This window comes from Lutimonas sp. (assembly GCF_051011215.1).
Classification (GTDB): domain Bacteria; phylum Bacteroidota; class Bacteroidia; order Flavobacteriales; family Flavobacteriaceae; genus Lutimonas.
In genome coordinates this window covers 1-23,309 of sequence record NZ_JBPCUJ010000055.1, presented here as the reverse complement: position 1 = coordinate 23,309, position 23,309 = coordinate 1, and the positions used below count along the sequence as shown (strand labels likewise).

The window sequence follows — 23,309 nt, the reverse complement described above, 5'->3', positions numbered from 1 at the left end:
CGAAAGGACTCGAACCTTCACACCGTGAGGCACTAGATCCTAAGTCTAGCGTGTCTACCAATTTCACCACGCCCGCAAAATTTAGGATTGCAAATATAATCATTTTTACAAATTAGCAAACAAAGTTTGACAAATTTGTTCTTGTTTTTAATAGGAATCCTTTATCCAATTATATGGCTTCCTTTTTACCCACATTCCTCTTGTAAAATCAGGGAAACTTTGAGGTTCACCATTATTCTCAATAGACAACTCAGACAAGGGGGTTATGGCACTCCAGGCTGCTGCATCATATGCATCCATTGGCGGAGCGATTTGTTGTTTCACCGATTCCACAAAAGAATGAATCACGAAAAAATCCATACCTCCATGCCCGGCTCCGGTTGCATGCTCTCCATATTTAATCCAAAGCGGATGATCGTATTTTTTCAACCACGGGTCTGCATCATCCCATTTATGAGGTTCAGAAACTCCTTCTACATAAATTCTATTTCCATCCACTTCCCACAGGCCTTTGGTCCCTTGAACCCGAAACCCCAATGAATAAGGTCTTGGCAAACTAGTATCATGAGTCACGATTATTGTTTCTCCGTTCGAAGTTCGGATCGTGCTCGTAATAACATCACCCATTTTAAAATTTAATTTTGAATTTGGATGATCTTCCCCTCCGTTTTCTACAATATAATTATGTAAACCCCTGCTTTTGGTAGCATGAGAAGTCAAAGATTCAAATCTGTTACCACGATTAATATCAGTCATAGCAGCAATTGGCCCTACCCCATGTGTTGGATACACATCGGCATTCCGCAGCAAGGAGTGCTGTGTTCTCCATTTAGATTCAGAAATCCCTTTGTCTCCGAATTCCACTCCTTTCCCATAGGCCGTTTTCCCATCATTCAATACTACAAAACGAAGGTCATGCTGATACCCGCATCTAAAATGCATGGTCTCACCAAAAACGTTTTGCTTTACCATATTCAACACAGCCATCACATCTCTGCGATAGTTTACATTCTCCAATATCATTAGATGGGTTCCCGTCTGTTCATGAATATTCACTAAATCCCAACATTCTTCCAATGTATTGGCCGCAGAAACTTCCAGCCCGGTATACTTCCCTGCAAGCATAGCATCTTTTGCCATGCGGGTATGCCATAGCCAAGGTGTTGAAATGATAACTGCATCCAGCTCCTTCAGCTCCAGCAAATTCTTGTAATCATGTTCATCTTTTCCATAAACCAACGGTTTTCCACCTCCGGCTTTATCTATTAAATCAAGACTAATGTCGATTCGATTCTGATCAATATCACATATCGCACCTACAGAAACATCATCTCTTAACAGTAAATTATTGAGATGGTTCGTTCCTCTTAGACCAACTCCAATCAACCCTATGTTCACGGTTGAATTTCGCAGCGGACCTGCGAACATAAAACTTGGGACAATACTAAGTCCGGCACTTGCTACAACAGCATTCTTAACAAAGGTCCTTCTTGATTTCATTATTGAGTTTTGTTTTGAAAAATAATCTTTTTTTAAATCTAATAGACCTTAAAAATAGGTCTTTTCTTTTGTCTATATTTGTTTCACAAAAAAAATATACAATAATCTATGGCTTCGATAAATTCCTATGTTCACGAAAATAAACAACGCTTTATTGATGAATTAATCAGCTTGTTAAAAATACCATCTATAAGTGCTGACAAAGCATACAAAAAAGATGTTTTAAAAACAGCAGATGCCATAAAAGACGCCTTGAAACAAGCCGGTTGCAACAGCGTTGAAATATGTGAAACTCCCGGTTATCCGATCGTTTTTGGTGAACATATCATTGATGAACATTTACCTACTGTTTTGGTTTATGGACATTATGACGTTCAGCCTGCCGATCCGATTGAACTTTGGGATTCTCCTCCTTTTGAACCCATTGTAAAAAAAACAGAGACTCATCCTGAAGGGGCTATTTATGCACGAGGAGCCTGTGACGACAAAGGACAAATGTACATGCACATCAAGGCTTTTGAAGTCATGATGGAACTGGACATTCTTCCTTGCAATATTAAGTTTATGATCGAAGGTGAAGAGGAGATCGGTTCCCCCAGCCTTGAATGGTTTGTCCAACGATATCAGGAAAAACTAAGCAATGATGTGATTTTAATTTCGGATACAGGCATGATCAGTAATTCTCAACCATCTATTACCACTGGATTGAGAGGACTTAGTTATGTAGAGGTTGAAGTAACCGGGCCGAACAGAGATTTACATTCAGGACTTTATGGAGGCGCTGTGGCCAACCCAATCAATATTTTAACAAAAATGATTGCCTCTTTACATGATGAAAACAACCACATAACCATCCCTGGCTTCTATGATAAAGTCATTGAAGCGAGTGATGAAGAGAGACAAGAGATGGCAAAAGCTCCCTTTTCGCTGGATGCGTACAAAAGCGCTTTGAACATTGAAGATGTATATGGTGAAAAAGGATTCAGCACAAACGAGAGAAACAGCATCAGACCAACCCTTGATGTCAATGGTATTTGGGGTGGCTACATAGGTGAAGGCGCAAAAACTGTTATTGCCAGTAAGGCCTATGCCAAAATTTCCATGCGATTGGTTCCAGATCAGGACCCTGATGAAATTACCGAATTGTTTGTTAATCATTTTGAGAAAATTGCTCCGAATGTGGTAAGCGTAAAAGTGAGTCCGCATCATGGGGGCCATCCCTATGTAACACCTATAGACAATATTGGCTATAAAGCAGCCAACAAGGCCTATTCAGAAACATTTGGTGTTTCAGCAATTCCTCAAAGATCTGGTGGAAGTATTCCCATCGTCGCCCTTTTCGAAAAGGAACTAAAAAGTAAAACCATTCTAATGGGCTTTGGTCTTGACAGTGACGCCATACATTCTCCCAATGAGCATTATGGAATTTTCAACTATTTGAAAGGGATAGAAACAATTCCATTATTTCACAAATATTTTACGGAAATGTCGAGTTAATTATGGTAGTATCTGATTCTCACACATTTATTTTTGTCCATATTCGGAAGGCGGCAGGAGGTAGTATTCGAGATTCCTTATTACCTCTTAGTATAACCCCTGCCAACGATATTTCATCTAAGATTAAAAGTAGAATTCTCAATATTGAAAGGAATTATCAAAAATTTTCTTTCAGACATCACAGTCCTATAGTCGATGCAATAAAATTAATGCCTAAAGAATTATTTGACAGTTACTTTAAATTTGCTTTTGTCAGAAATCCCTATACCAGATTAATTTCTGAATATGAATTTATAAGAAGGAGACCTGATCATGGAAGGCATCGAAAAGTAATAAAAATGAGCTTTGATCAGTATATAAGGTTTCAATCGAAGAGATTCGATGCCCATCAGGTAAATATGCTTACGGATGCGCAGGGGAATTTGCAAATGGATTTTATCGGTCGATTCGAAAATCTACATCAAGATTGGGCATTAATTTGCGATAGACTAGCGCTAAAAAATGCTGAATTAAGTCATCGAAAAAAAGCAGTTAAAGTAAATCTTATCGATTATTACAACAAGGAAAACATTAAACTAGTAGCACGCCTTTGGAAAGCTGACCTAGAAGCATTCGAATATGAATATCCTGATTAGTCATTTTATTATCCCTGATACTAACCTATTTTCTTTACATATTTGGTAATGATCACAATCTGTGTCGGGCCAACTTTCCCTTCAATATATTCAGCATTGTCTCGATCTAGTGAAATTCTCCTGACTGCAGTTCCCTGCTTGGCAACCATGCTCGAGCCTTTTACTTTTAGATCTTTGATCAATACGACAGAATCTCCGGCATTTAACACCACACCGTTTACATCTCGATGCACGATTTCATTTTCAGGCTCTTTATCTTCTCCAGTAGCCTTGGCCCAGGCCAAATTATCCTCATCCAAGTACATCATATCCAATAAATCCTGAGGCCATCCCTCTCCTTTTAATCGATTTAGCATTCTCCATGCCACCACTTGTACAGCCGGAACTTCACTCCACATACTATCATTCAGACACCTCCAATGATTCAGCTCTACCTGATCGGGGTTTTCTATTTGATCAGAACAGGTCTGACAAATCAATATACTATCAGTGTCATCTCCATTTGAAGTTGGAGGTACCTGATAGATGTCTAAATCTTCTTTAGAACCACACAATTCACAGGTGGCCTCGCTTCGCTCCTGTAATTTCATTAATACACTCATAAGAAAACTGATTTTGCCATCCTTTTTAAAGGAGCTAAAAGTACTCCAATGAAAAACTTTAACAAAACTTTATCATAACAAAAGCAATAAGCAGGCAACATATAGGAGAATTAATACGTTGTTTTTAACTAAACCCTCCTCATCATGATAAAAGAATTTTTTTGGATGTGCTCCGGCGCAGACACCGACCTTCTCAATGAAAGTCCAAAATCAGAACAGATCAAATATGCTGGAATAGGTGGTACTGTGTTTTTTACAGCCATCATGGCATTTGTATCGAGTTCATATGCGCTATACACTGTATTTGATAACGTATATACGGCTATTTTATTTGGAGTCATCTGGGGGCTTCTTATTTTTAACTTAGACAGGTTTATAGTTGGGACCATAAAAAAACGAGATTCGTTCTGGAAAGAATTTCTTCAGGCATCTCCCAGATTGGTCCTGGCCTTGATTATTGCCATCGTAATTTCAAAACCACTGGAATTAAAAATATTTGAAAAAGAAATTGACAGGGTTCTCTTAGAAGAAAAAAACGAAATGACCTTATTAAACCAAGGTCAGATTGCCGAACAGTTTAGCCCTGAAATCGCAAGAGTTGAGGCAGAGATCAAAACAATCGAAGATAAGCTCATCGCAAAAGAAATTGAAGTAAATGAGCTATATGCTACTTATATCACTGAAGCTGAGGGCACTCAAGGAACTATGAAACTTGGGAAAGGACCGGTTTATAAGGAGAAAAGGGAGAAACATGATGCCCAATTGAAAGAATTACAACAATTAAAAGACAGTAGCGCCGCTAAAATCGCACGAAAAGAAATCATTCTCGCCGACTTAAGAGAAAAACAAAAATTACAAACAGCCAATAGCCAGCCAATTATTGACGGTTTTGATGGTCTGATGGCGAGAATCAACGCTCTCAATAAATTACCGGCCATGCCTTCCTTATTTATCCTGCTTCTGTTTATCGCTATCGAAACTGCTCCGGTCTTTGCGAAAATAATGGCGCCTAAAGGAGCCTATGATCTCAAATTTGAGGAACAGGAAGAAGCACTTAAGGTCTGGGTTACCCAGCAAAAGAACCAAAGGGATGCAGTACTCAGTACCGATAGTTCCCTCAACGAAAAAGTCTATTATGATGTAGCCAATGATGAAGAGATATACGAGTATAAAAAGCAAAAAGCTAAAGACCTGCTCAAACTTCAGTCGGATACTTTCTACAAAAAACAAAGTGACGTTTTAGGCTAGAATTTTAGATTATATTTGAGTCTTAAATTCAACAAAATGACCATCCTAAGAACTGAACGTCTCTTATTGAACAAAATAACTTTGGAAGATGCTCCGAGCATCCTTGCTTTGATGAATGACAAGGACTGGATCAGGAATATTGGCGATAGAGGAATGACTTCGATAGAAGATGCGGAAGAATATATCCGAACCAAATTTATCACAAGCTATGAGGAGTCTAATCTTGGTTTTTACAGCCTCATTCTCAAAGAAAGCCATGAGTTTATTGGAATTGTAGGACTCATTGATCGCGAAGGAATTGATCCTGTTGATATTGGTTACGGACTCCTTCCTGATTTTAGAGGAAATGGATTTGCCTTTGAGGCCAGCAAGGCGATTTATGATTACGGTTATAATGATTTGAAATTAGAAAAAATTGTGGCAATCGTAAACCCCGACAACCCCTTATCTATTCGATTACTGACCAAACTGGGGTTAGAATTTGAAAAAATGGTTCGATTACCTGATGAAGAAAAAGACATTATGTTATTTTCGTAAAAAATTTATCTACTTAAATTCCAACTTATGAAATTTACCAATAGAAGTATTCATCGAGATGTAGCGTTTTTTTATGTAGGGTTGTTGATCGCCTTTTCGTTTTCAGGCATTATTCTAAATCACCGTCAGGATTGGTATCCAATGGATTATACTTATGAATCCAAGGAAGTGGAATTAAAGCTTCCTGCCGACCTCAATAATCTGGACGATAAGTATTTATCTGAAGCTACAACGCATTGGAATGTAGAAGAAAAATTTGACAGTCACAGGCTAAGAGGTGAATCGCTACGTGTTTATTTCAAGGATAATATTGTTGCTGATATTGATGCCAAAACAGGTAAAGGCTTGCTAGAATATAAAAGAAAAACACCTTTTATAGGTCATACCATGTATTTGCATAAAACCACCAATAATTTCTGGATCTGGTATTCCGATATTTTTGGAGCAGCAATGATTTTGATTGCGGTGACTGGTATCTTAATTCCGGCAGGGAAAAACGGGTTTAAAAAAAGAGGTTGGAAACTAGCCTTGGCCGGGCTTCTTTTCCCCTTAGTTTTTCTCTTTTTTCTGGCCTGATTTTAAAAGATTGTTTGAACTCATTGTAACAGGTATTTCTCTCAAAACACTTTTCTGATCATTTCCGAAACGCTTTGAGCAATAGATGTTACAACTATGTGAATGAAATGGTTTTACTCGGCAGGCATTGACATCACTTATAAAGTGCCTGGGTTTATATTCAAAATCCAATCGTTCAAGGCTCAATATGGTACTTTATTAAGTCATATTTGTATTATTCTATCTAATTATAAGGTAAGATAGGATTAAATGGAACTAATAATTACTTTTAATCAAAAAAGTAAATGAATCAAATTCCTTTCATCGATCAAACGTTTATCGCTGAGAAAACTGACTTTAAACAACTTATTCAAAGTCTAAGTGAAGGTTTCGCTGCAAAGTCTGTTGTTACACCCATGAGACATCATCATGATTTTAAAAATCCTAAGGAGAAATCAGATTCCACCTTACTACTCATGCCTGCCTGGAGGGAAGGTGATGACCTTGGAGTAAAAATTGTCACAGTCAATCCAGAGAATGGAAAATACAATTTACCTTCTATTCAAGGCACCTATATGTATATGGATGCTCATAAAGGAAGTATCCTTGCAATACTTGATGCCAAAGCACTTACGGCAAAAAGAACCGCTGCTGCATCAGCTTTAGCAGCCTCTTTTCTGGCCAAAGAAGACGCATCTGTAATGCTCATGATTGGTACAGGAGCCTTATCACGAAATCTGATCAGGGCCCATGCAAGTATTAGGCCCATATCCAAAGTCTATGTCTGGGGAAGAGATTTTAATAAATCACTTGAAATTGCCAATGAAATGAAGGGTGAATTCACAGAAATAAAGGCTGTCAAAGACTATCTTCCTTATCTCGAAAAAGCGGACCTGATATCTTGCGCCACCTTATCTGAATCACCATTGGTTTTTGGTGAATATTTGCGAAATGGTCAGCATATAGATCTGGTAGGGGCTTATAAAAAGAACATGAGAGAGGCAGATGACAACGCGATTGTTCGATCCAGGGTTTATATAGATACTTTTCAGGGAGGCTTAAAAGAGTCTGGAGATATTGTTATTCCACTTCAAAATGGTACACTACATGAAAAAGACATCTTAGCTGACCTTTTTGACCTTTGCAGCGCTGAAAAGAGAGGACGGCTTTCTGACTCAGAAATCACTTTGTTCAAATCGGTAGGGCATGCATCAGAAGACCTGATAGCTGCTAAATACTATTTTGATCAATGGCAAAAATTAAATGTTAATCAATAAGAAACAATGACCACCTATCAAAAAATACAGGAACAACGTTCTTTTGCTCCGGGTTCTGATTTTATAAACATTCGAACCATAGATATGCATACAGGTGGAGAACCCTTGCGAGTAATTCTTGATGGTTTTCCAGATCTTCAAGGAAATTCTGTGCTGGACTACAGAAGGTATTGCAAAGAAAACTATGACCATTTAAGAACCGCACTCGTTTTTGAACCCAGAGGACATGCAGATATGTACGCCTGTATTCTGACACCTCCAAATGATACAGAGGGAGATTTTGGTGTAATCTTTCTGCATAATGAAGGTTATTCAACTATGTGCGGACATGCAATCATTGCCCTTACGACACTCTCAATTCAAATGAATTGGGTGCAGGTAACAGAAGGAGATAATGAAATCAAAATTGATGCCCCCTGTGGAAGAATCAACTCTTTTGCCAGAGTAGAAAACGGAAAAGTAATTGCGGTCAGATTTCATTGCGTACCTAGTTTTGTCGCAGGCCTGAACAAAGTGGTTCGGGTTCCCGGAATCGGAGATATTACCTATGATCTGGCATATGGCGGTGCCTATTATGCCTATGTAGACATGACTAAGAACACTTTCAATTTCGACCTTTCCAAAGAATCCTATCAAGAATTGATTCAAGCTGGTATGGAAATCAAAAGAGCCGTAGCAGCAGCAGATAAAGACATTCAACACCCCTACGAAGATGATCTTGGTTTTTTATATGGGACCATTTTTTTGGATGGATCCGATAAAAAAGGTATTGATAGCAGGAATGTCTGCATATTCGCGGAAGGGGAAGTTGACAGATGCCCTACCGGCTCCGGAGTTTCGGGCAGGATGGCCATACATTGGAAACGGGATGAAATCAAAAAGGGAGAACGAATGAAAATCGAAAGTATTACAGATTCGGTGTTCACAGGATCTGTTGTAAAGGAAATTGATTTTGGTCCCTATAAAGCTGTTATACCTCAAGTAGAAGGAAGCGCATTTATCACAGGAATGCATACATTTGTAATAGACCCTGATGATCCGATAAAAGAGGGTTTTATTTTAAGATAATTACCATGACTATTGACCAAATAAGCAATAAGAATCCCTTATTAGAGCACTTTCATATCCACAATAATGAGCTGTCAGTAAAGATTTATCCAAATTTAGGAGCAAGTCTTCAGGAACTGCGTGTCCATAAAAGAGATATTATTGATGGTATATCGAATGATCAAGATGGAATTGAAGACTATGCAGTAAGCTATAAGTCATCCATATTGTTTCCTTTCCCCAACAGAATTGAGGATGGAATGTATCAATATAAGGGTAACAACTATCAATTCCCGATCAATGAAAAACCTCTTAACAATGCCTTGCATGGCCTTGTCTTTAACAAATCGTTCAAACTAAAAGATAAAAGTGTAGGGCAAGATGGAGTATCTTTAAGTTTTTCTTATACTTCCACAGGGCAGGAATACGGTTTTCCTTTTTGTTTTGAACTCATCATCATATATGATATTAAAAATACCGGGGATCTAACAGTGACCTTTGAAGTTGAAAATAATGGAGATACTTCTTTCCCAATGGGTATGGGATGGCATCCATATTTTACAGCTACAGATTTAAAGACCAGCGAACTATCATTTACATCCCTTGAGTATTACGAGTGTAATGAGAGAAACCTTCCCATCAATACCGTAAAGTCTGGTTTTGAGAAATCATTTGAGATTGAAGAAAATAGTTTTGATGACGCCTGCTCCTTAGAACATGCCACTTGCAAATTTAAAACCTCCGAATACCAGATTGAATTAACATTTGACTATGCAACTGGTACCTATTTACAATTCTACACGCCTCCGCATAGAAAAAATATTGCCATCGAGCCCATGACATCCATTGCCAACAGTTTTAACAACAAAATTGGTTTTAAAGAAATTCATTCCGGAGAATCAGATCGTTGGGCTATTCACCTGAACATTCATCTTTTATAAATCGATGACGTAATGGAAGAATTGGACTATAATGAAATTTTGATACGCCCGCAGCAAGCTAAAAAATTACTCCTTCAACTCTATGGAATTGAAGGAGAAGTGAGCCCATTACCAGGTGAGTATGATATGAATTTCCGCGTACGTGTTGATAACAAGGATGCCTATGTTTTAAAAATTTCCAGACCTGAAGAAGCTTATGATACATTGGAATTTCAACAGGAATTGTTGCAGCATCTGAGTCAGAACAGATACGTATTGGCTCCTATTCCGGTTCAGGACTTATCATCAAAAAATATATCAGAAATAAAGGACGATTATCATCGCCTGCGATTTGTCAGACTACTCACTTGGATACCGGGTCGCATGTACCATGAGGTAAATCCAAAAAGGCGAAACCTGAGACATAGTCTGGGAACCTCATGCGGAAAGTTAACAAAAGCATTAGAGCATTTTGACCATGCTAATGCCCACAGAACTTTTGAATGGGATCTGGCAAACTCTCTATGGACCTGCGATCATTTGGCATTATTCTCTCAAGAGGAAGCACAGGTCCTGACCTATTTTCAACAGCGATTTAAAGACAGGCAAAAACCCTATGAGCAATTAAGGAAATCTGTCATCCACAATGATGCCAACGATCACAATGTGATCGTCTCCTCCGATCTGAAAAACCCGGAGGTGTTAGCGGCTATTGATTATGGCGATGCCATTTATAGTCAATCACTCAATGATCTTGCCATTACCTGTGCCTATGGCATTATGGATGTAGAAGATCCATTGGCAGCGAGCTTAGATATTATTGAAGGGTATCACAGTAGCTGGCCCATTCTGGAAGAGGAACTGAGTTTTCTCTATGATCTCATTGCCATGAGATTGATCATCACTGTAACAAAATGCGGGCTAAACAAGATCAAAGAACCTGATAATGTTTATTTACAAATCAGTGATACCAAAGCATGGAACGTTTTATTTGCATGGGAAAAAATTAGTGCAGATTTTGCGCATTACAGTATGCGAAAAGCCTGTGATTTTCCAGCACACCCTTCGGAATCGGCATTCTATAGCTGGGCTAAAAAATCTAATTTTGAACTCAGTCAAATGTTTCCATCAAGAAATAGCAACGATTGCAGACATGTGGATTTGAGTGTTTCAAGTACTTGGTTAGGACACCTTGAGGAATTTTCAGATTTTGATTTTTTCGAATTTAAAATAAATAAACTTCAACAGGAACATCCGGACAAAATTATTGCGGGTGGCTATCTCGAGCCACGATTAGTGTATACGACAGAAGCCTATATGAAAATGGGGAACGAAAGACCTGAGAGCAGGACTGTTCATCTCGGTGTCGATTTTTGGTTACCGGCAGGAACACCTGTTCACAGTTTTCTGGACGGGGAAGTTCTATTGGCTGTCAATGATGAAGGAGATAAAGAGTATGGTGGGTTGATCATTTTAAAACACAAACTAAAAGAACTGACATTCTATACCCTTTACGGACACCTTTCTGTAGAGAGTGCATTGGCTCGAAAGCAGGGTGATATCGTAAAACCAGGAGATTATTTGGCCAGTTTAGGTGATTATCCCGAAAACGGGAACTGGCCTCCCCATTTGCATTTTGAGATCCTGCTGTCCATGTTGGATTTTGAAAAGGATTTTCCCGGGGTCGCTTATCACAGTGAGGTAGATGTCTGGAAAAGCCTCTGTCCGGATCCAAATGCATTTTTTAAATTAAAGGCTCTGAATCCAGGGCTGAAAACCACAAACCATGAGATAGCAGCGTATCGAAAACAGCATTTGGGTAAAGGAATGAGTCTTTCTTATGAAGAACCGCTCCAAATGGTAAGAGGTATGGGGGCTTATTTAATCGATCAGTTTGGAACTAGTTATTTAGATACGGTCAACAATGTAGCTCATGTAGGTCATGAACATCTTTCAGTTGTGAAAGCTGGTCAAGAACAGATGGCTTTGTTAAATACGAACACCAGGTATTTGCATCAAAATATCACAAAACTTGCCAATGATTTGCTGCAAACCTTTCCTAAACAACTTGAAATTGTACATTTTGTAAATTCCGGCAGTGAGGCCAATGAACTCGCCCTACGCATGGCCAAAATTGTTACAGGACAAAAAGATATATTGGCCTCCGAAATGGGGTATCACGGGAACACAAATGCCTGTATTGAAATAAGCTCTTATAAATTTGACAGCAAAGGTGGAAACGGGTGCCCAAGGCATACCCATATATTTCCCATGCCAGATAGCTTCAGGGGCAAATACAGAGGACCTGGGTCAGGAAAAAAATATGCAGCAGAAATTTCCAAACTAATTTTCGATCTTAAAAATGCAGGTTCTTCACCAGCTGCTTTTATTATTGAACCCATTATTAGTTGCGGGGGCCAGGTAGAGCTACCAGATGGTTTTCTTCCTGAGGCCTATAAATTGGTTCGAGAGGCTGGAGGACTCTGTATTTCTGATGAAGTACAGGTTGGCTGTGGAAGAATGGGGTCGAGTTTCTGGGGCTTTGAACAACATGAGGTGACTCCAGATATTGTCACTATTGGAAAACCCCTCGGCAACGGACATCCTGTGGCTGCAGTGGTCTGTACAAAGGCTGTCGCAGATGCATTTGCCAACGGGATGGAATTTTTTAATACTTTTGGCGGAAACCCCGTATCCTGTGCCATTGCATCCGAAGTATTACACACCGTTCAACGAGAAAAATTACAAGAAAATGCCTTGACCGTTGGGGAATTCCTAAAAGAGAACTTAAAAGAAATTTCTCAAAAGTATCCGATCATCAAAGATGTAAGAGGTCAGGGGTTTTTCCTGGGAATTGAACTCACAGATGCCAGTTTAAAGCCGCTGCCGGCTCAGACCTCCTATCTGGCAAACCGCATGAAGGATCTTGGAATGTTAATGAGTGTTGATGGTCCCGATCACAACGTATTGAAAATAAAACCTCCAATGGTTTTTTCAAAGACCAATGCGCAACAATTATTGTATGGACTCACAAAAATACTCACAGAAGATTATATGAATATCTAAATCAATCATTATGAAAAAAATCATCTTACTTATGGGCTTTATTTGCATTAATTTTATGACTATAGACGCTCAGGACAAGGACAAAGAGGAAATTAAAAATTTACTGGAAACACAAAGACAGGCCTGGAACAACAATGATTTAGAACTTTTTATGGAGGGTTACTGGAAATCAGAAGATTTAAAATTTTACGGAAAAGGTGGGGTCATCCATGGCTGGGACAATACCCTTGCCCGATACAAAAAAGCATATCCAACTAAAGAGCATTTTGGCACGCTTGAATTTGTGTTAAATGATATTTCCATGATTACGAAAGGAGCCTATTATGTTTTAGGTGAATTCCACCTGAAAAGGTCCATTGGCAATGCGGATGGAATCTTTATGCTGGTGTTAAAAAAGATCAAAGGAGAATGGAAGATCATTGCTGACACCTCCAGTTAATTCAATACCAACACATGTATTTAATTCGAAAAGCAAATCTCATCGACCTTCCAACACTGCTTGAATTTGAACAATCTCTGATTCAAGCAGAACGACCTATGGATGTAACTATTAAAGAAGGTAAAATATCCTATTATGATATTGCAGCTTTTATAAAGGATCCCATGAGTGAAGTGCTGCTCATTGAGCACGGAAATGAAATTGTCGCTTCTGGTTATGCCCAGATTAAAAAAGACAGACATTATTTAAAACACGATTTACAAGGTTATCTGGGTTTTATGTATGTCTCTGAAGACCATAGAGGCAAAGGATTAAATAAGCGCATCGTTGATAATTTAATACTATGGTGTAAAGAAAAAGGCGTCAATGAGATCCGGCTGGCAGTTTATCAAGAGAATCCTTCTGCGATCAAAGCTTATGAGAAAGCCGGGTTTTCAAAACATTTGATCACCATGAGACTGGATGCCAGCGACTTTGAGGGCTGAAGCATCAGGACATGATTTTTTCAATTTCCGCTATCTCGATGGGCATATGTGCTGTCAAATTAATGGCACCATTATCACTTATCAGATAATCATTCTCTAACCTGCATCCAATACCTTCTTCAGGTATATAGATACCCGGCTCACAGGTCAAAACCATCCCCGTTTCAAGAGCTCTGGAATACAAACCGACATCATGAACATCGAGACCGATATGATGGGCCGTGCCGTGCATAAAATATTTCTTATACAAGGGTTTTTCTGGATCCTGGTCTGCAACATCCGCTTGCGTCAACAGCCCTAAATGAATCAATTCCGTTTCCACTAAAGTCGCCATTTGAGCTTCGTACATTTCTGGAAAAACTCCTGGCTTCAGCAACTTGGAACCCTCTTTTAAACAATTTAAGACGGCCTGATACACCTGCTTTTGACGATCTGAAAACCTTCCATTCACCGGAAAACATCTTGTGGTATCTGAGTTGTAATTTCCATAACAAACACCAAAGTCCATTAAAATCATGTCCCCATCCAAACAGCTGTCATCATTATCGTTATAATGAAGGGCACAGGCATTTTTCCCTGAAGCTACAATCGGCTTAAAAGCATGTCTTTGTGCTCCGTTCTTAAGAAAGACATAGCTGAGTTCAGCCTCAAGTTCATACTCCTTTATTCCCGGTTTGACCTTAGAAAGAACACGCTTAAATCCTTCAATACTGATCGTAGCAGCCTTCTGAATCATATCAACTTCTTCGGTAGATTTAATCTGCCGAAGACCTCTTGTCAATTTTGCTGCCCTTTTATATTCGTGCAATGGATACTGCTTTTTACACCAGGCTATCAACCTGTCTTGTCTTGTTTCTAATTCACGAGTCGCTCTTTTGATGTGTTCGTTATGCCCTAAATAAAAGGCATCAGCTTCAAATGCCACCGACTGCAGAATTTTTTCAAAATCTTCGGCCCATTCAATTCTGGAAATTCCAGAGATATCGGAAGCCTCTTCTTTTGTTATTTTTTCTCCTTCCCAGACCTTGATATGTTCGTCTGTTTTTCTAATAAATAAAATTGCTTTATTTTCTTTCTTTGCTGCATCCGGATACAGGAGTAAACTACTTTCTTCCTGATCAATTCCGGTTAAATAAAAGAGGTCATTGTTTTGAGCAAAACCCATCTGGTCATCTGCATTGGTATACTGCACATCGTTTGAACATAATAAAGCAATCGCGTTGCTGCTCATGGCTTTACTGAAGTTATTTCTGTTGTTCATAAAAACATGACTGGCAAGGGCTTTATATTTCATAATTCATCAGTATTAAAATTTTCTGTCGGGACTAAAAGGAGTAAGATCAATACTTGGCTTGCTACCCGATATGATTTCAGCAACCATGATACCTGTACCCGTTGCCATGGTCCAGCCCATCATGGCGTGACCTGTAGCAATGACCAGATTTGAGCACTTTTCAGTCCTTCCAATATATGGTAACCCATCTGGAGACAAAGGCCTTAATCCCGAACTTGCATGTTGCATTTCCTCCTTTTGAACCGAAACATCCGGATAATAGGATGTTGCTGCTTTTGCAATCGCCTCTACTCTCACCGGATTTATGTCATTATTAATCTCATTGATCTCCATGGTACCAGCAAATCGGGTAAAACCATGCATAGGAGTTACCGCAACTTTAGCCTCTGCAAGAATCGCAGGGTATTTGATACCTGTTTCTCTGTTTATATTTATTCTATACCCCTTTCCAGCCTGTAGTAATAAATTCTTTCCTAATTTCTTAGCAACTAAATGAGTCCAGGAACCTGCAGCCAGCACAAACTCATCACCTTTTATGGTTCTTTTTGCGCTTTTCACTTCAGTGATTTTTTTATTTCTAATTTCAATGTCCAGGACCTCCTCATTTGAACTGATCTCAACGCCATTGGCCAGTAAATATCTTTTCATGTTACTCATAAACTCATGAGGTGTAGAGTGAGCGTCACAGCTGTAAAACGTGGCACCAATGGCATCAACTTCTACATGCGGCTCCAGATTTTTCAATTGTTTTTTATCAAGAACGGATGCTTCCAGGTCAACCTTCCCGGCCATTTCAGCCACATGGATCTCTTCTTCCAGCATTTTTTCAGTTTTACACAACATCAGCAAGCCCTTTTTCTCAAAATGAAAATCGAAACCTTTCTCCTTTGTTATATTTTGATAGAGCTCATGACTAAAAACTGATATATCGCGGATGACCTGCATCGAAGCATTTACGTGTGCCTTTGTACAGCTTTTATTGAACGCCCATGCCCAACGCAGAAAATCGCTGTTTAATCTGGGTTTCACATAAAACGGACTGGCAGGATCAAGCATCCAGGCAATCCCTTTTTTTATAACCCCAGGAGCCGATAATGGAACAATATGACTTGGAGAGATATATCCTGCATTTACATAGGAAGCACCTGCATCCATGGAAGACTGATCTATAATCATTACCTCATGTCCTTCTTTTTGAAGATAATAAGCAGTGCAAAGACCAATAACTCCACCTCCTATGATTACACATTTTTTCATAAACTTTTACATTTACTTAATTAAATCACCTGAAACCCGTGGGCATAAGGATCATCTTCATCGTCGATAATAATCGTATTATGTCCATAGACCTTGGCCCATCCCTCAATACTCGGAACAATGGCCTGTTTGTTCCCAATAGTAGTTTCTTCTTCGATCTTTCCGACAAAAGTAGACCCTATAAAGCTTTCGTGAACATAAGGGACTCCTCTTTTTAATTTGCCTTTGGCATGCAACTGGGCAAGCCTCGCTGAAGTACCTGTTCCACAAGGTGATCTATCAATCGCCTTATCACCATAAAAAACAGCATTCCTTCCAGATGAAGCCGGATCGAGTGTAGCTCCGGTCCATAACATATGACTCACATTTCGAATGGAATCATTCTCAAGGTGAATAAAACAGTCGGGATATTTTTCATTAATTCTTTCTCTTACGATTTGAGAATAGCGAATAATTTCACCGGCCGTAAATTTCTCGAGACCGGCATAATTTTTTTGAGGATCTACAATTGCGTAAAAATTTCCGCCATAAGCTACATCAAAAAAGAGCTCACCGAGGTCAGGGCATTCAACACTCAGTCCTTCAGCCGCCAAATAACTCTTTACATTGGTAAGCCTCACCGAAGTAACTTTTTCATTTTTTTGTTCATATTCAATATGTACAAGACCTGCCGGGGCCTCCATTTTGATTTTACCTTTTTCCTTGGGTTTAATAAACCCTTCTTCAATTCCGATGGTAATGGTTCCGATGGTTCCATGCCCACACATCGGCAGACAACCTGAGGTTTCTACAAACAAAATTGCAAAATCATTTTGAGGGTCATGAGGTGGATACAATATACTCCCACTCATCATATCATGTCCGCGTGGTTCATACATTAATCCCTTTCGAATCCAATCAAACTCCCTCATAAAATGCAGCCTTTTTTCATTCATGCTGCTACCATGAAGTTCAGGACCTCCTGTTGTTATTAACCTTACGGGATTACCACAAGTATGACCGTCGATGCATTTAAATACTGTACGCGCCATATTAAACTAGGTTCAAGATATTATTCATTCTTTTTAGGAATGCATCAGTAACTATTAAAGACTATCTGAAGTCAATTCATTATTCACCAACCTTACAATCCCTAGTGGATTTTCATTTTTCAAAGCTTCGGGTAACAATTCATTTGGCCAGTCCTGGTAACTAAAAGGTCTCACCCATCTCTTAATGGCATTGATTCCTACAGCGGTAAATCTGCTATCTGTAGACGCAGGATACGGGCCCCCATGTACCATTGAAGGACAAACTTCTACACCTGTTGGAACACCATTATAAATAATTCTTCCTACCCTGTTTTTTAAGGCCTCAATGACACCCGGGTAAGATGCTGCTTCATCCTTTCTTGCGAGCAGGGTTCCTGTCAACTGACCTTCTAAAGCTAAAATAATGGCTTCTAGTTGCTCTTTATCATTACATTGAACCACCATGGTAAAAGGACCAAACACCTCCTGATGAAGTGTTGGATTTTTTAAAAAGGTAGCTCCATCCACTGTAGTAACGGCCTGTCTGGCTACATTTACACCAACTTCCATGTCGTATTCGGCAACCACCTGAAGTCCCTCCTGCCCTATAGCTTTGCTTTTATTCGCTTCATAAGCGCCGATAATATTAGGATGCAGCATACAGCCTGGTTCAATTTTTACAATTTCATCAGCCAATGAGGCGATAAAACTATTGAGGTTGTGGTCCTTAATCCCTAATAGTAACCCGGGATTGGTACAAAACTGTCCTACCCCCAAAGTGACAGATCCAGCATAGGTTTGTGCCAGGTCACTACCGCTTTCCTCGAGTACACCTGGTAAAAATACCACCGGATTCACACTGCCCATTTCGGCGAATACCGGTATTGGTTCTTCGCGTTTGGCAGCAAGGTCATAAAGTGCTCTACCTCCTCTGATACTACCTGTAAACCCTACAGCCTTTACCTTTGGGTGTTGTACCAATTGCACTCCAACTTCTATACCGCTGCTATTTAAATTTGAGAATACGCCTTCCGGCATACCTGTTTTTTCAGCTGCTTTTATGATGGCAGATGCAACCAATTCTCCAGTTCCCGCATGCATGGGGTGCGATTTTACGATTACCGGGCATCCGGCCGCCAGAGCAGCTGCCGTGTCTCCTCCCGCTGTTGAATAAGCCAATGGAAAATTACTGGCTCCGAAAACAACTACTGGTCCAAGAGGAATCATCATTTTTCGAATATCTGATTTAGGCAAAGGAGTTCTTTCCGGTTGGGCGGTATCTATATGTGCATCCACCCAATCTCCCCTTTTAACCAAGTCGGCAAAGCTTCTCAATTGGAACATGGTTCGCCCTCGCTCACCCATAGCTCTTCCTTCTGGCAACCCCGACTCAGCACTGTAGGTTTCTATAAGATCCGTTCCCAAGGCCTCTATTTCATCGGCAATGGCGTTTAAAAATTCACCTTTTCTCTCTCCGGAGTAATTCTGATACGATTGAAAGGCTTTCCAGGCAAGTTCAACTGCCTGATCAATCTCTTCAGCTGAAGCCTCATGAAATTTAATTGGGTTCTCAATATTTAATTTTGGATTCAGTGTACTAAAAACGTTGTCACCTGAAGCACTTCTTTGAAATCCGATATGGTTCTTTCCTGTAATCATTTGATATTCCATTTTTTAATATGCGTTTCTTTATCAACCGGTTTATAGATCCTTTGTTTAGAAACTGGATACTTATTTAATAATTTTTCAGGGCGTCCAGGACGTTCTGAAAATTCTCCGCCGCAATTAGGACATACACCTAACAATACTTCTTGAACACAAGAAAGGCAAAATGTGCATTCGAAACTACAAATCATGGCTTCGTTTGAATCATGCGCCAAGGACTTTTCACAATTTTCACATATAGGACGGATCTCTAACATTTATAAATTCTGATAATCTGGCAACAAAGGTCTGTTTTTTATAGCCTCATCAATGATCTTCAAAACAGCTTGCCTTTCTTCACCTGCTAAAGGTAACCTTGGCTCTCTGACATTTTCAGTACCGATTCTTGTAGCAACCTCTGCCAGTTTAATATTCTGTACTAATTTAGTGTTAATATCTAACTCCAACAATGGTAAAAACCAACGATATATTTCTATGGCTTCTTTGGTTCTTCCTGCTTTGGACAATTCATAAATTGCCACTGTTTCAGCCGGAAAAGCACATACAAGGCCTGCCACCCAGCCATCAGCACCTATCAGTAAACTCTCAAGAGCCAAGGTATCCACACCACATAAGATGGCCAATCGATCTCCAAATTTATTTCGAATGCGATTAATATTAGAAATATCCCTGGTCGATTCCTTCACTGCCTGAATATTCGGACAATCTCCTAACAACTCTTCGAACATATCCAAGGTCACTTCAATGCCATAATCAACAGGATTGTTGTAGATCATAATTGGTAAGGAAGTGCTCTGTGCAACTTTTCTAAAATAAGTTACCGTTTCTCTAGCATCTGCCTTGTACCTCATCGGCGGAAGCATCATCAAGCCACTTGCGCCATCTTCTTTGGCCATTTGTGCCAGTTCTATAGCTGCTTTTGTTGATTGCTCTGCAATATTAATAATCACAGGAACTGCCCCCTTTACAAACGCAACTGTTTCTCTAACCAAAGTTCTCTTTTCCAATTCCGTCAGGGTACTTGCTTCTCCAAGCGTACCTCCTAATATAATTCCATGAACACCAGCATCCAATTGGGCTTTAATATTCACTTTAAAATTATCCAAATCTAACTCGTCCTGATCATTAAATTTGGTTGTTACTGCAGGCATGACACCTTTCCATTGTATACTCATAATTGCATTTATTTTTAAGCAAAAATAGAAGAAGACAGGCTATGAATTTTCATATAAATTAGCACATAATAGTACTATATTAACTCTATTTTTAATTTATTGTCTATTTTTGAATAATATTTATCTAAAAATACGATATGAAGGTACTTCCTTTTAAGATTCCGAAACCTGAAAACGCCACATTAGTGGTACAGGAAGATATCGGTGTAAAATTTTATGACAAACTTCATCAACACCAGGAAACGCAAATTAGCCTGATCAAAAAAGGAGAGGGAACATTTATTATCGGTGATCATGTAGGTGAATTTAAACAGGGGGATGTTTTTGTGATAGGAGAAAACCTTCCTCATGTATTCAATAACGATGAGTTGGAAGATGACGTTCACATGATTTCTATTTTTTTTATGAAATCCAGTTATGGTGAAGAATTCTTTAATTTTCCAGAATTTGAAAAGCTCGATGCTTTTTTTTCAGCCTCACATCTAGGTTTTATAACACGATCGGCACCAGAAGGGTTGCTTGATTTATTGATTGGCATCGTCAGACAGAAGGGGCTCGAACGATTCATCTCCTTTATGGAAATACTCAAAAACATGTCTAACCATCCAGCCCACACACTATCTTCAGCCATCCACCGAAAGACCTATGGAGAAGAAGAGGGAAAAAGGATGAGAAACATCTTTGAATTCACCTTACAGAACTTTGACAAATCGATCAGTCTTGAGCAGGTATCAGATGTGGCCAACATGACACCGAATGCCTTTTGCAGGTATTTCAAGCAAAGAACCAACAAAACATATGTCAATTTTCTACTTGATATACGTATCGGAAACGCCTGTAAACTACTGGCCAAAAAAACGGACCTGAGTATCGCTGAAGTATCCTACAGATCTGGCTTTAACAATTTGACAAACTTTAATCGAAAGTTCAAAGCGCTAAAAGGAGTGACGCCTTCGTATTACAGAAAGCAGGCCTAAAAAAATATTCACCAAATAAAGATCTCATTCGGTGAATATTTACTTAACAAAAACAAATTACTAAGTTTTACCAGATATTGAGTCAGGGAGACCCTAAATCCGGATGTGTATTTACTATCAACGATAGTTTCTTTGAGGGAATTTGGTTACACTACTGCTAAAATAAATACATCCTGCATTTTCAGAAAATCATTTGGGACGAATGGCCTTTTTTACTTTTCAAAGCCTTCATTTTTGTTTCCGAAGGGTTTCTAGTAGAGTATCCTATAAGTAAGTATTTGCAGTCCTTCTTCGAATGATTGAGAATTGATTAATTCGGTACGACAAAAAGTTGAAGAGGACCCAAAAAGTCTGATCCCATTTCCGGCAACAAATGGATTTAATTTAATTTTTAAATGGGTTATTTGCTGCTGGTCTAACAGCCATCCTGCGAATTGACCTCCTCCGCAAAGGTAAATATCTGACCCTTCTTGTTTTCTCAACTTTTCAATGTGCCTTATATCTAGGCCCTTGATATGGAGCTGATCCGCTTTATCCTTAAATTCCAAGCTTCTTGAGAAAATATAATGTGTCATATGGGGATAGGGAAGGCTACCAGGTTTCATGCCAAATTTATAACCAAATTCATAGGTTTTTCTCCCCATTATCACGGTATCAAAACCCTGTAGATCTTCAAAGTATTGATCGATACCATTTCCCTTGTTAACGAAACCACTAATATCATCATCCAGTCCTGAAATATAGCCATCAAGTGAACTTGCTACATAGTAAATAATATTTCTCATGATACGCTTTTAAACAATGGTTAAAACTCAATTGAATTTTAACTGATCTCTTACTTTTTTCGGAAGTCCTTTGACAACCAAGGTATAGGAATGATCAATTAATTCAAAAAACAATTCATCTGAAAACGAACCGTCTACCAACACTGTATTCCAATGCTTCTTATTCATATGAAAACCCGCTGTAATGCTTTCATAGTTTTCTCTTAATTCGATAGCCTTGTCTGGATCACATTTAAGATTCACCTTGAATTCAGCAGCCTCCAAACCTGTTAATGCAAACATTTTTCCGCATACCTTAAACACCAAAGTGGTTTCGTCAAATGGAAACTCTTCTGATACCATAGGCTTTGCAAGACAGTAGTTTCTGAAATCTTCAATATGCATATGAAAACTGTTTAAGAATTATATAAATGCCAAAGACATTTTGATCTGATCATAACTTACTTCACCTTTCAAAATATCAAATATCGGTTTCAAACTTACACGTTCTCCGGGTCCCACTTCCTTAAGTACCATTTTTCTTGCCTTCTTGACCTTGTTCAATGTTTTGGTATCTGGTTTGAATCGGCTTAAATCCGTTTTAGGATATAAATCAGCAATTCTGATCAAATGTGTCGAAACGGTTCCAAGTGTTAAGTTTCTCTCTATTACAATATCTTCCAGTGAATATCCCTTATCAATCAATTGCTTTGTAACCAGATAGGTAGATTTTTTGGTAACTTTCTCTCCTTTTTCAAGTTTCTTTTTATTCTCTTTTATTTCGTCCTTATCCACTATCCCACCGCTCTTCTTGATGAAATTCCTTCCTTTTATTTCAAGAAGATCAGGTTCGAAAATGTCGGCGATCTCAGCCGATAATTCCTGAAATCTTTGATCTGCTTTTAAGGCAAGGCCGTCGACTTCCAAAGCGGTTTGATTAAACCCGATCAATTCGAGACCTTCTAAGTTTTTGACTCGCGACAAAGCCACATAACCCTGTCCTTTCTCAAAGGTTTTACTTAAATCCATGATGGCTGCATCCAAGGTCATTCCCTGACTCTTATGCACCGTAATTGCCCAAGCCAAACGCAAGGGTACCTGGACATAACTTACCAGTAATTTACCCGTTTCATCTTCAATTCTCCAGTCTTCAGGCTCAGCGGTTATTTCGTAGCCATTATTTAGGCGAACCACCGGATTCCCTTGGTCATCATATCTCAAAACAGTTCCTAAAGAACCATTCAAATAACCTTTTTCATAGTTGTTCTTTACGAACATCACTTTGGCTTCCTTTTTTAAGACCAAGGTCTCAGGTGCCATAATCGATCTTTTTATGGATTCTGCCAGTTTTAGATTTCC

Annotated in this window: 23 protein-coding genes; 12 read left to right on the top strand and 11 right to left on the bottom strand. The window is 39.0% G+C overall.

What is annotated here, in order from left to right; genetic code table 11:
• Window positions 1–147: 147 nt before the first annotated feature.
• Entirely contained in the window at window positions 148–1,500 is a 1,353-nt protein-coding gene (locus ACR2MV_RS05590; protein ID WP_434020919.1) for a Gfo/Idh/MocA family protein, read from the bottom strand.
• A 108-nt stretch (window positions 1,501–1,608) separates the two neighbouring features.
• On the opposite strand from ACR2MV_RS05590, the gene ACR2MV_RS05585 reads away from it, so the two are divergent.
• Window positions 1,609–2,997, top strand: a complete 1,389-nt coding sequence (locus ACR2MV_RS05585) for a dipeptidase (RefSeq protein ID WP_434020918.1) — start codon at window positions 1,609–1,611, stop codon at window positions 2,995–2,997.
• 2 nt (window positions 2,998–2,999) lie between these two features.
• Window positions 3,000–3,632, top strand: coding sequence for a sulfotransferase family 2 domain-containing protein (locus tag ACR2MV_RS05580; protein WP_434020917.1), 633 nt, complete (start codon window positions 3,000–3,002; stop codon window positions 3,630–3,632).
• A gap of 20 nt (window positions 3,633–3,652) precedes the next feature.
• Here the strand turns inward: ACR2MV_RS05580 and ACR2MV_RS05575 are convergent, their stop codons facing one another.
• Entirely contained in the window at window positions 3,653–4,234 is a 582-nt protein-coding gene (locus ACR2MV_RS05575) for a PhnA domain-containing protein (RefSeq protein ID WP_434020916.1), read from the bottom strand.
• Between the two features lie 144 nt (window positions 4,235–4,378).
• Between ACR2MV_RS05575 and ACR2MV_RS05570 the strand changes: the two genes are divergently transcribed.
• The 9 genes from ACR2MV_RS05570 to ACR2MV_RS05530 all read left to right on the top strand — a co-directional run bounded on the left by ACR2MV_RS05570 (window position 4,379) and on the right by ACR2MV_RS05530 (window position 13,808).
• The gene (locus ACR2MV_RS05570; RefSeq protein ID WP_434020915.1) at window positions 4,379–5,482 is read left to right on the top strand and encodes a DUF4407 domain-containing protein; all 1,104 of its coding nucleotides are present in this window, start codon (window positions 4,379–4,381) and stop codon (window positions 5,480–5,482) included.
• A 36-nt stretch (window positions 5,483–5,518) separates the two neighbouring features.
• The gene (locus tag ACR2MV_RS05565) at window positions 5,519–6,019 is read left to right on the top strand and encodes a GNAT family N-acetyltransferase (RefSeq protein WP_434020914.1); all 501 of its coding nucleotides are present in this window, start codon (window positions 5,519–5,521) and stop codon (window positions 6,017–6,019) included.
• Between the two features lie 27 nt (window positions 6,020–6,046).
• Entirely contained in the window at window positions 6,047–6,595 is a 549-nt protein-coding gene (locus tag ACR2MV_RS05560; RefSeq protein WP_434020913.1) for a PepSY-associated TM helix domain-containing protein, read from the top strand.
• A gap of 284 nt (window positions 6,596–6,879) precedes the next feature.
• Window positions 6,880–7,851 (top strand): ornithine cyclodeaminase family protein, encoded by a 972-nt coding sequence (locus tag ACR2MV_RS05555; protein ID WP_434020912.1) that lies wholly within the window; start codon window positions 6,880–6,882, stop codon window positions 7,849–7,851.
• A gap of 6 nt (window positions 7,852–7,857) precedes the next feature.
• Window positions 7,858–8,919: a proline racemase family protein gene (locus tag ACR2MV_RS05550; RefSeq protein WP_434020911.1), complete on the top strand. Its 1,062-nt coding sequence runs from the start codon at window positions 7,858–7,860 to the stop codon at window positions 8,917–8,919.
• A gap of 5 nt (window positions 8,920–8,924) precedes the next feature.
• A complete protein-coding gene (locus ACR2MV_RS05545; protein WP_434020910.1) occupies window positions 8,925–9,839 on the top strand; it encodes an aldose 1-epimerase in 915 nt (304 codons plus the stop codon).
• A gap of 12 nt (window positions 9,840–9,851) precedes the next feature.
• Entirely contained in the window at window positions 9,852–12,884 is a 3,033-nt protein-coding gene (locus ACR2MV_RS05540; protein ID WP_434020909.1) for an aminotransferase class III-fold pyridoxal phosphate-dependent enzyme, read from the top strand.
• Between the two features lie 10 nt (window positions 12,885–12,894).
• The gene (locus tag ACR2MV_RS05535) at window positions 12,895–13,323 is read left to right on the top strand and encodes a YybH family protein (protein WP_434020908.1); all 429 of its coding nucleotides are present in this window, start codon (window positions 12,895–12,897) and stop codon (window positions 13,321–13,323) included.
• 14 nt (window positions 13,324–13,337) lie between these two features.
• Window positions 13,338–13,808 carry a GNAT family N-acetyltransferase gene (locus ACR2MV_RS05530; protein WP_434020907.1) on the top strand — a complete coding sequence of 157 codons (471 nt, stop codon included), beginning with the start codon at window positions 13,338–13,340 and terminating at the stop codon, window positions 13,806–13,808.
• A 4-nt stretch (window positions 13,809–13,812) separates the two neighbouring features.
• Here ACR2MV_RS05530 and ACR2MV_RS05525 read toward each other — a convergent pair whose 3' ends face one another.
• The 6 genes from ACR2MV_RS05525 to ACR2MV_RS05500 are packed head-to-tail and all read right to left on the bottom strand — an operon-like array spanning window position 13,813 to window position 20,209.
• Window positions 13,813–15,102 carry an aminopeptidase P family protein gene (locus ACR2MV_RS05525; RefSeq protein ID WP_434020906.1) on the bottom strand — a complete coding sequence of 430 codons (1,290 nt, stop codon included), beginning with the start codon at window positions 15,100–15,102 and terminating at the stop codon, window positions 13,813–13,815.
• 12 nt (window positions 15,103–15,114) lie between these two features.
• A complete protein-coding gene (locus ACR2MV_RS05520; protein WP_434020905.1) occupies window positions 15,115–16,359 on the bottom strand; it encodes an NAD(P)/FAD-dependent oxidoreductase in 1,245 nt (414 codons plus the stop codon).
• Between the two features lie 20 nt (window positions 16,360–16,379).
• Window positions 16,380–17,390 (bottom strand): 4-hydroxyproline epimerase, encoded by a 1,011-nt coding sequence (locus tag ACR2MV_RS05515; RefSeq protein ID WP_434020904.1) that lies wholly within the window; start codon window positions 17,388–17,390, stop codon window positions 16,380–16,382.
• 54 nt (window positions 17,391–17,444) lie between these two features.
• Complete coding sequence (locus tag ACR2MV_RS05510; protein ID WP_434020920.1) at window positions 17,445–19,028, bottom strand: aldehyde dehydrogenase (NADP(+)); 1,584 nt, start codon at window positions 19,026–19,028, stop codon at window positions 17,445–17,447.
• Entirely contained in the window at window positions 19,025–19,291 is a 267-nt protein-coding gene (locus tag ACR2MV_RS05505) for a DUF1272 domain-containing protein (protein WP_434020903.1), read from the bottom strand. The genes ACR2MV_RS05510 and ACR2MV_RS05505 overlap by 4 nt, the downstream gene beginning before the upstream one ends.
• Window positions 19,292–20,209: a dihydrodipicolinate synthase family protein gene (locus tag ACR2MV_RS05500; protein WP_434020902.1), complete on the bottom strand. Its 918-nt coding sequence runs from the start codon at window positions 20,207–20,209 to the stop codon at window positions 19,292–19,294. It lies immediately after the preceding gene.
• A gap of 137 nt (window positions 20,210–20,346) precedes the next feature.
• Between ACR2MV_RS05500 and ACR2MV_RS05495 the strand changes: the two genes are divergently transcribed.
• Window positions 20,347–21,186: an AraC family transcriptional regulator gene (locus ACR2MV_RS05495; RefSeq protein ID WP_434020901.1), complete on the top strand. Its 840-nt coding sequence runs from the start codon at window positions 20,347–20,349 to the stop codon at window positions 21,184–21,186.
• Between the two features lie 251 nt (window positions 21,187–21,437).
• On the opposite strand, the gene ACR2MV_RS05490 is transcribed toward ACR2MV_RS05495, so the two are convergent.
• The 3 genes from ACR2MV_RS05490 to ACR2MV_RS05480 all read right to left on the bottom strand — a co-directional run.
• A complete protein-coding gene (locus ACR2MV_RS05490; protein ID WP_434020900.1) occupies window positions 21,438–21,971 on the bottom strand; it encodes a dihydrofolate reductase family protein in 534 nt (177 codons plus the stop codon).
• A gap of 27 nt (window positions 21,972–21,998) precedes the next feature.
• Entirely contained in the window at window positions 21,999–22,355 is a 357-nt protein-coding gene (locus ACR2MV_RS05485) for an MmcQ/YjbR family DNA-binding protein (protein WP_434020899.1), read from the bottom strand.
• Window positions 22,356–22,373: 18 nt separating this feature from the next.
• A partial coding sequence (locus ACR2MV_RS05480) for a helix-turn-helix domain-containing protein (RefSeq protein WP_434020898.1) occupies window positions 22,374–23,309 on the bottom strand: 936 nt, incomplete at its 5' end.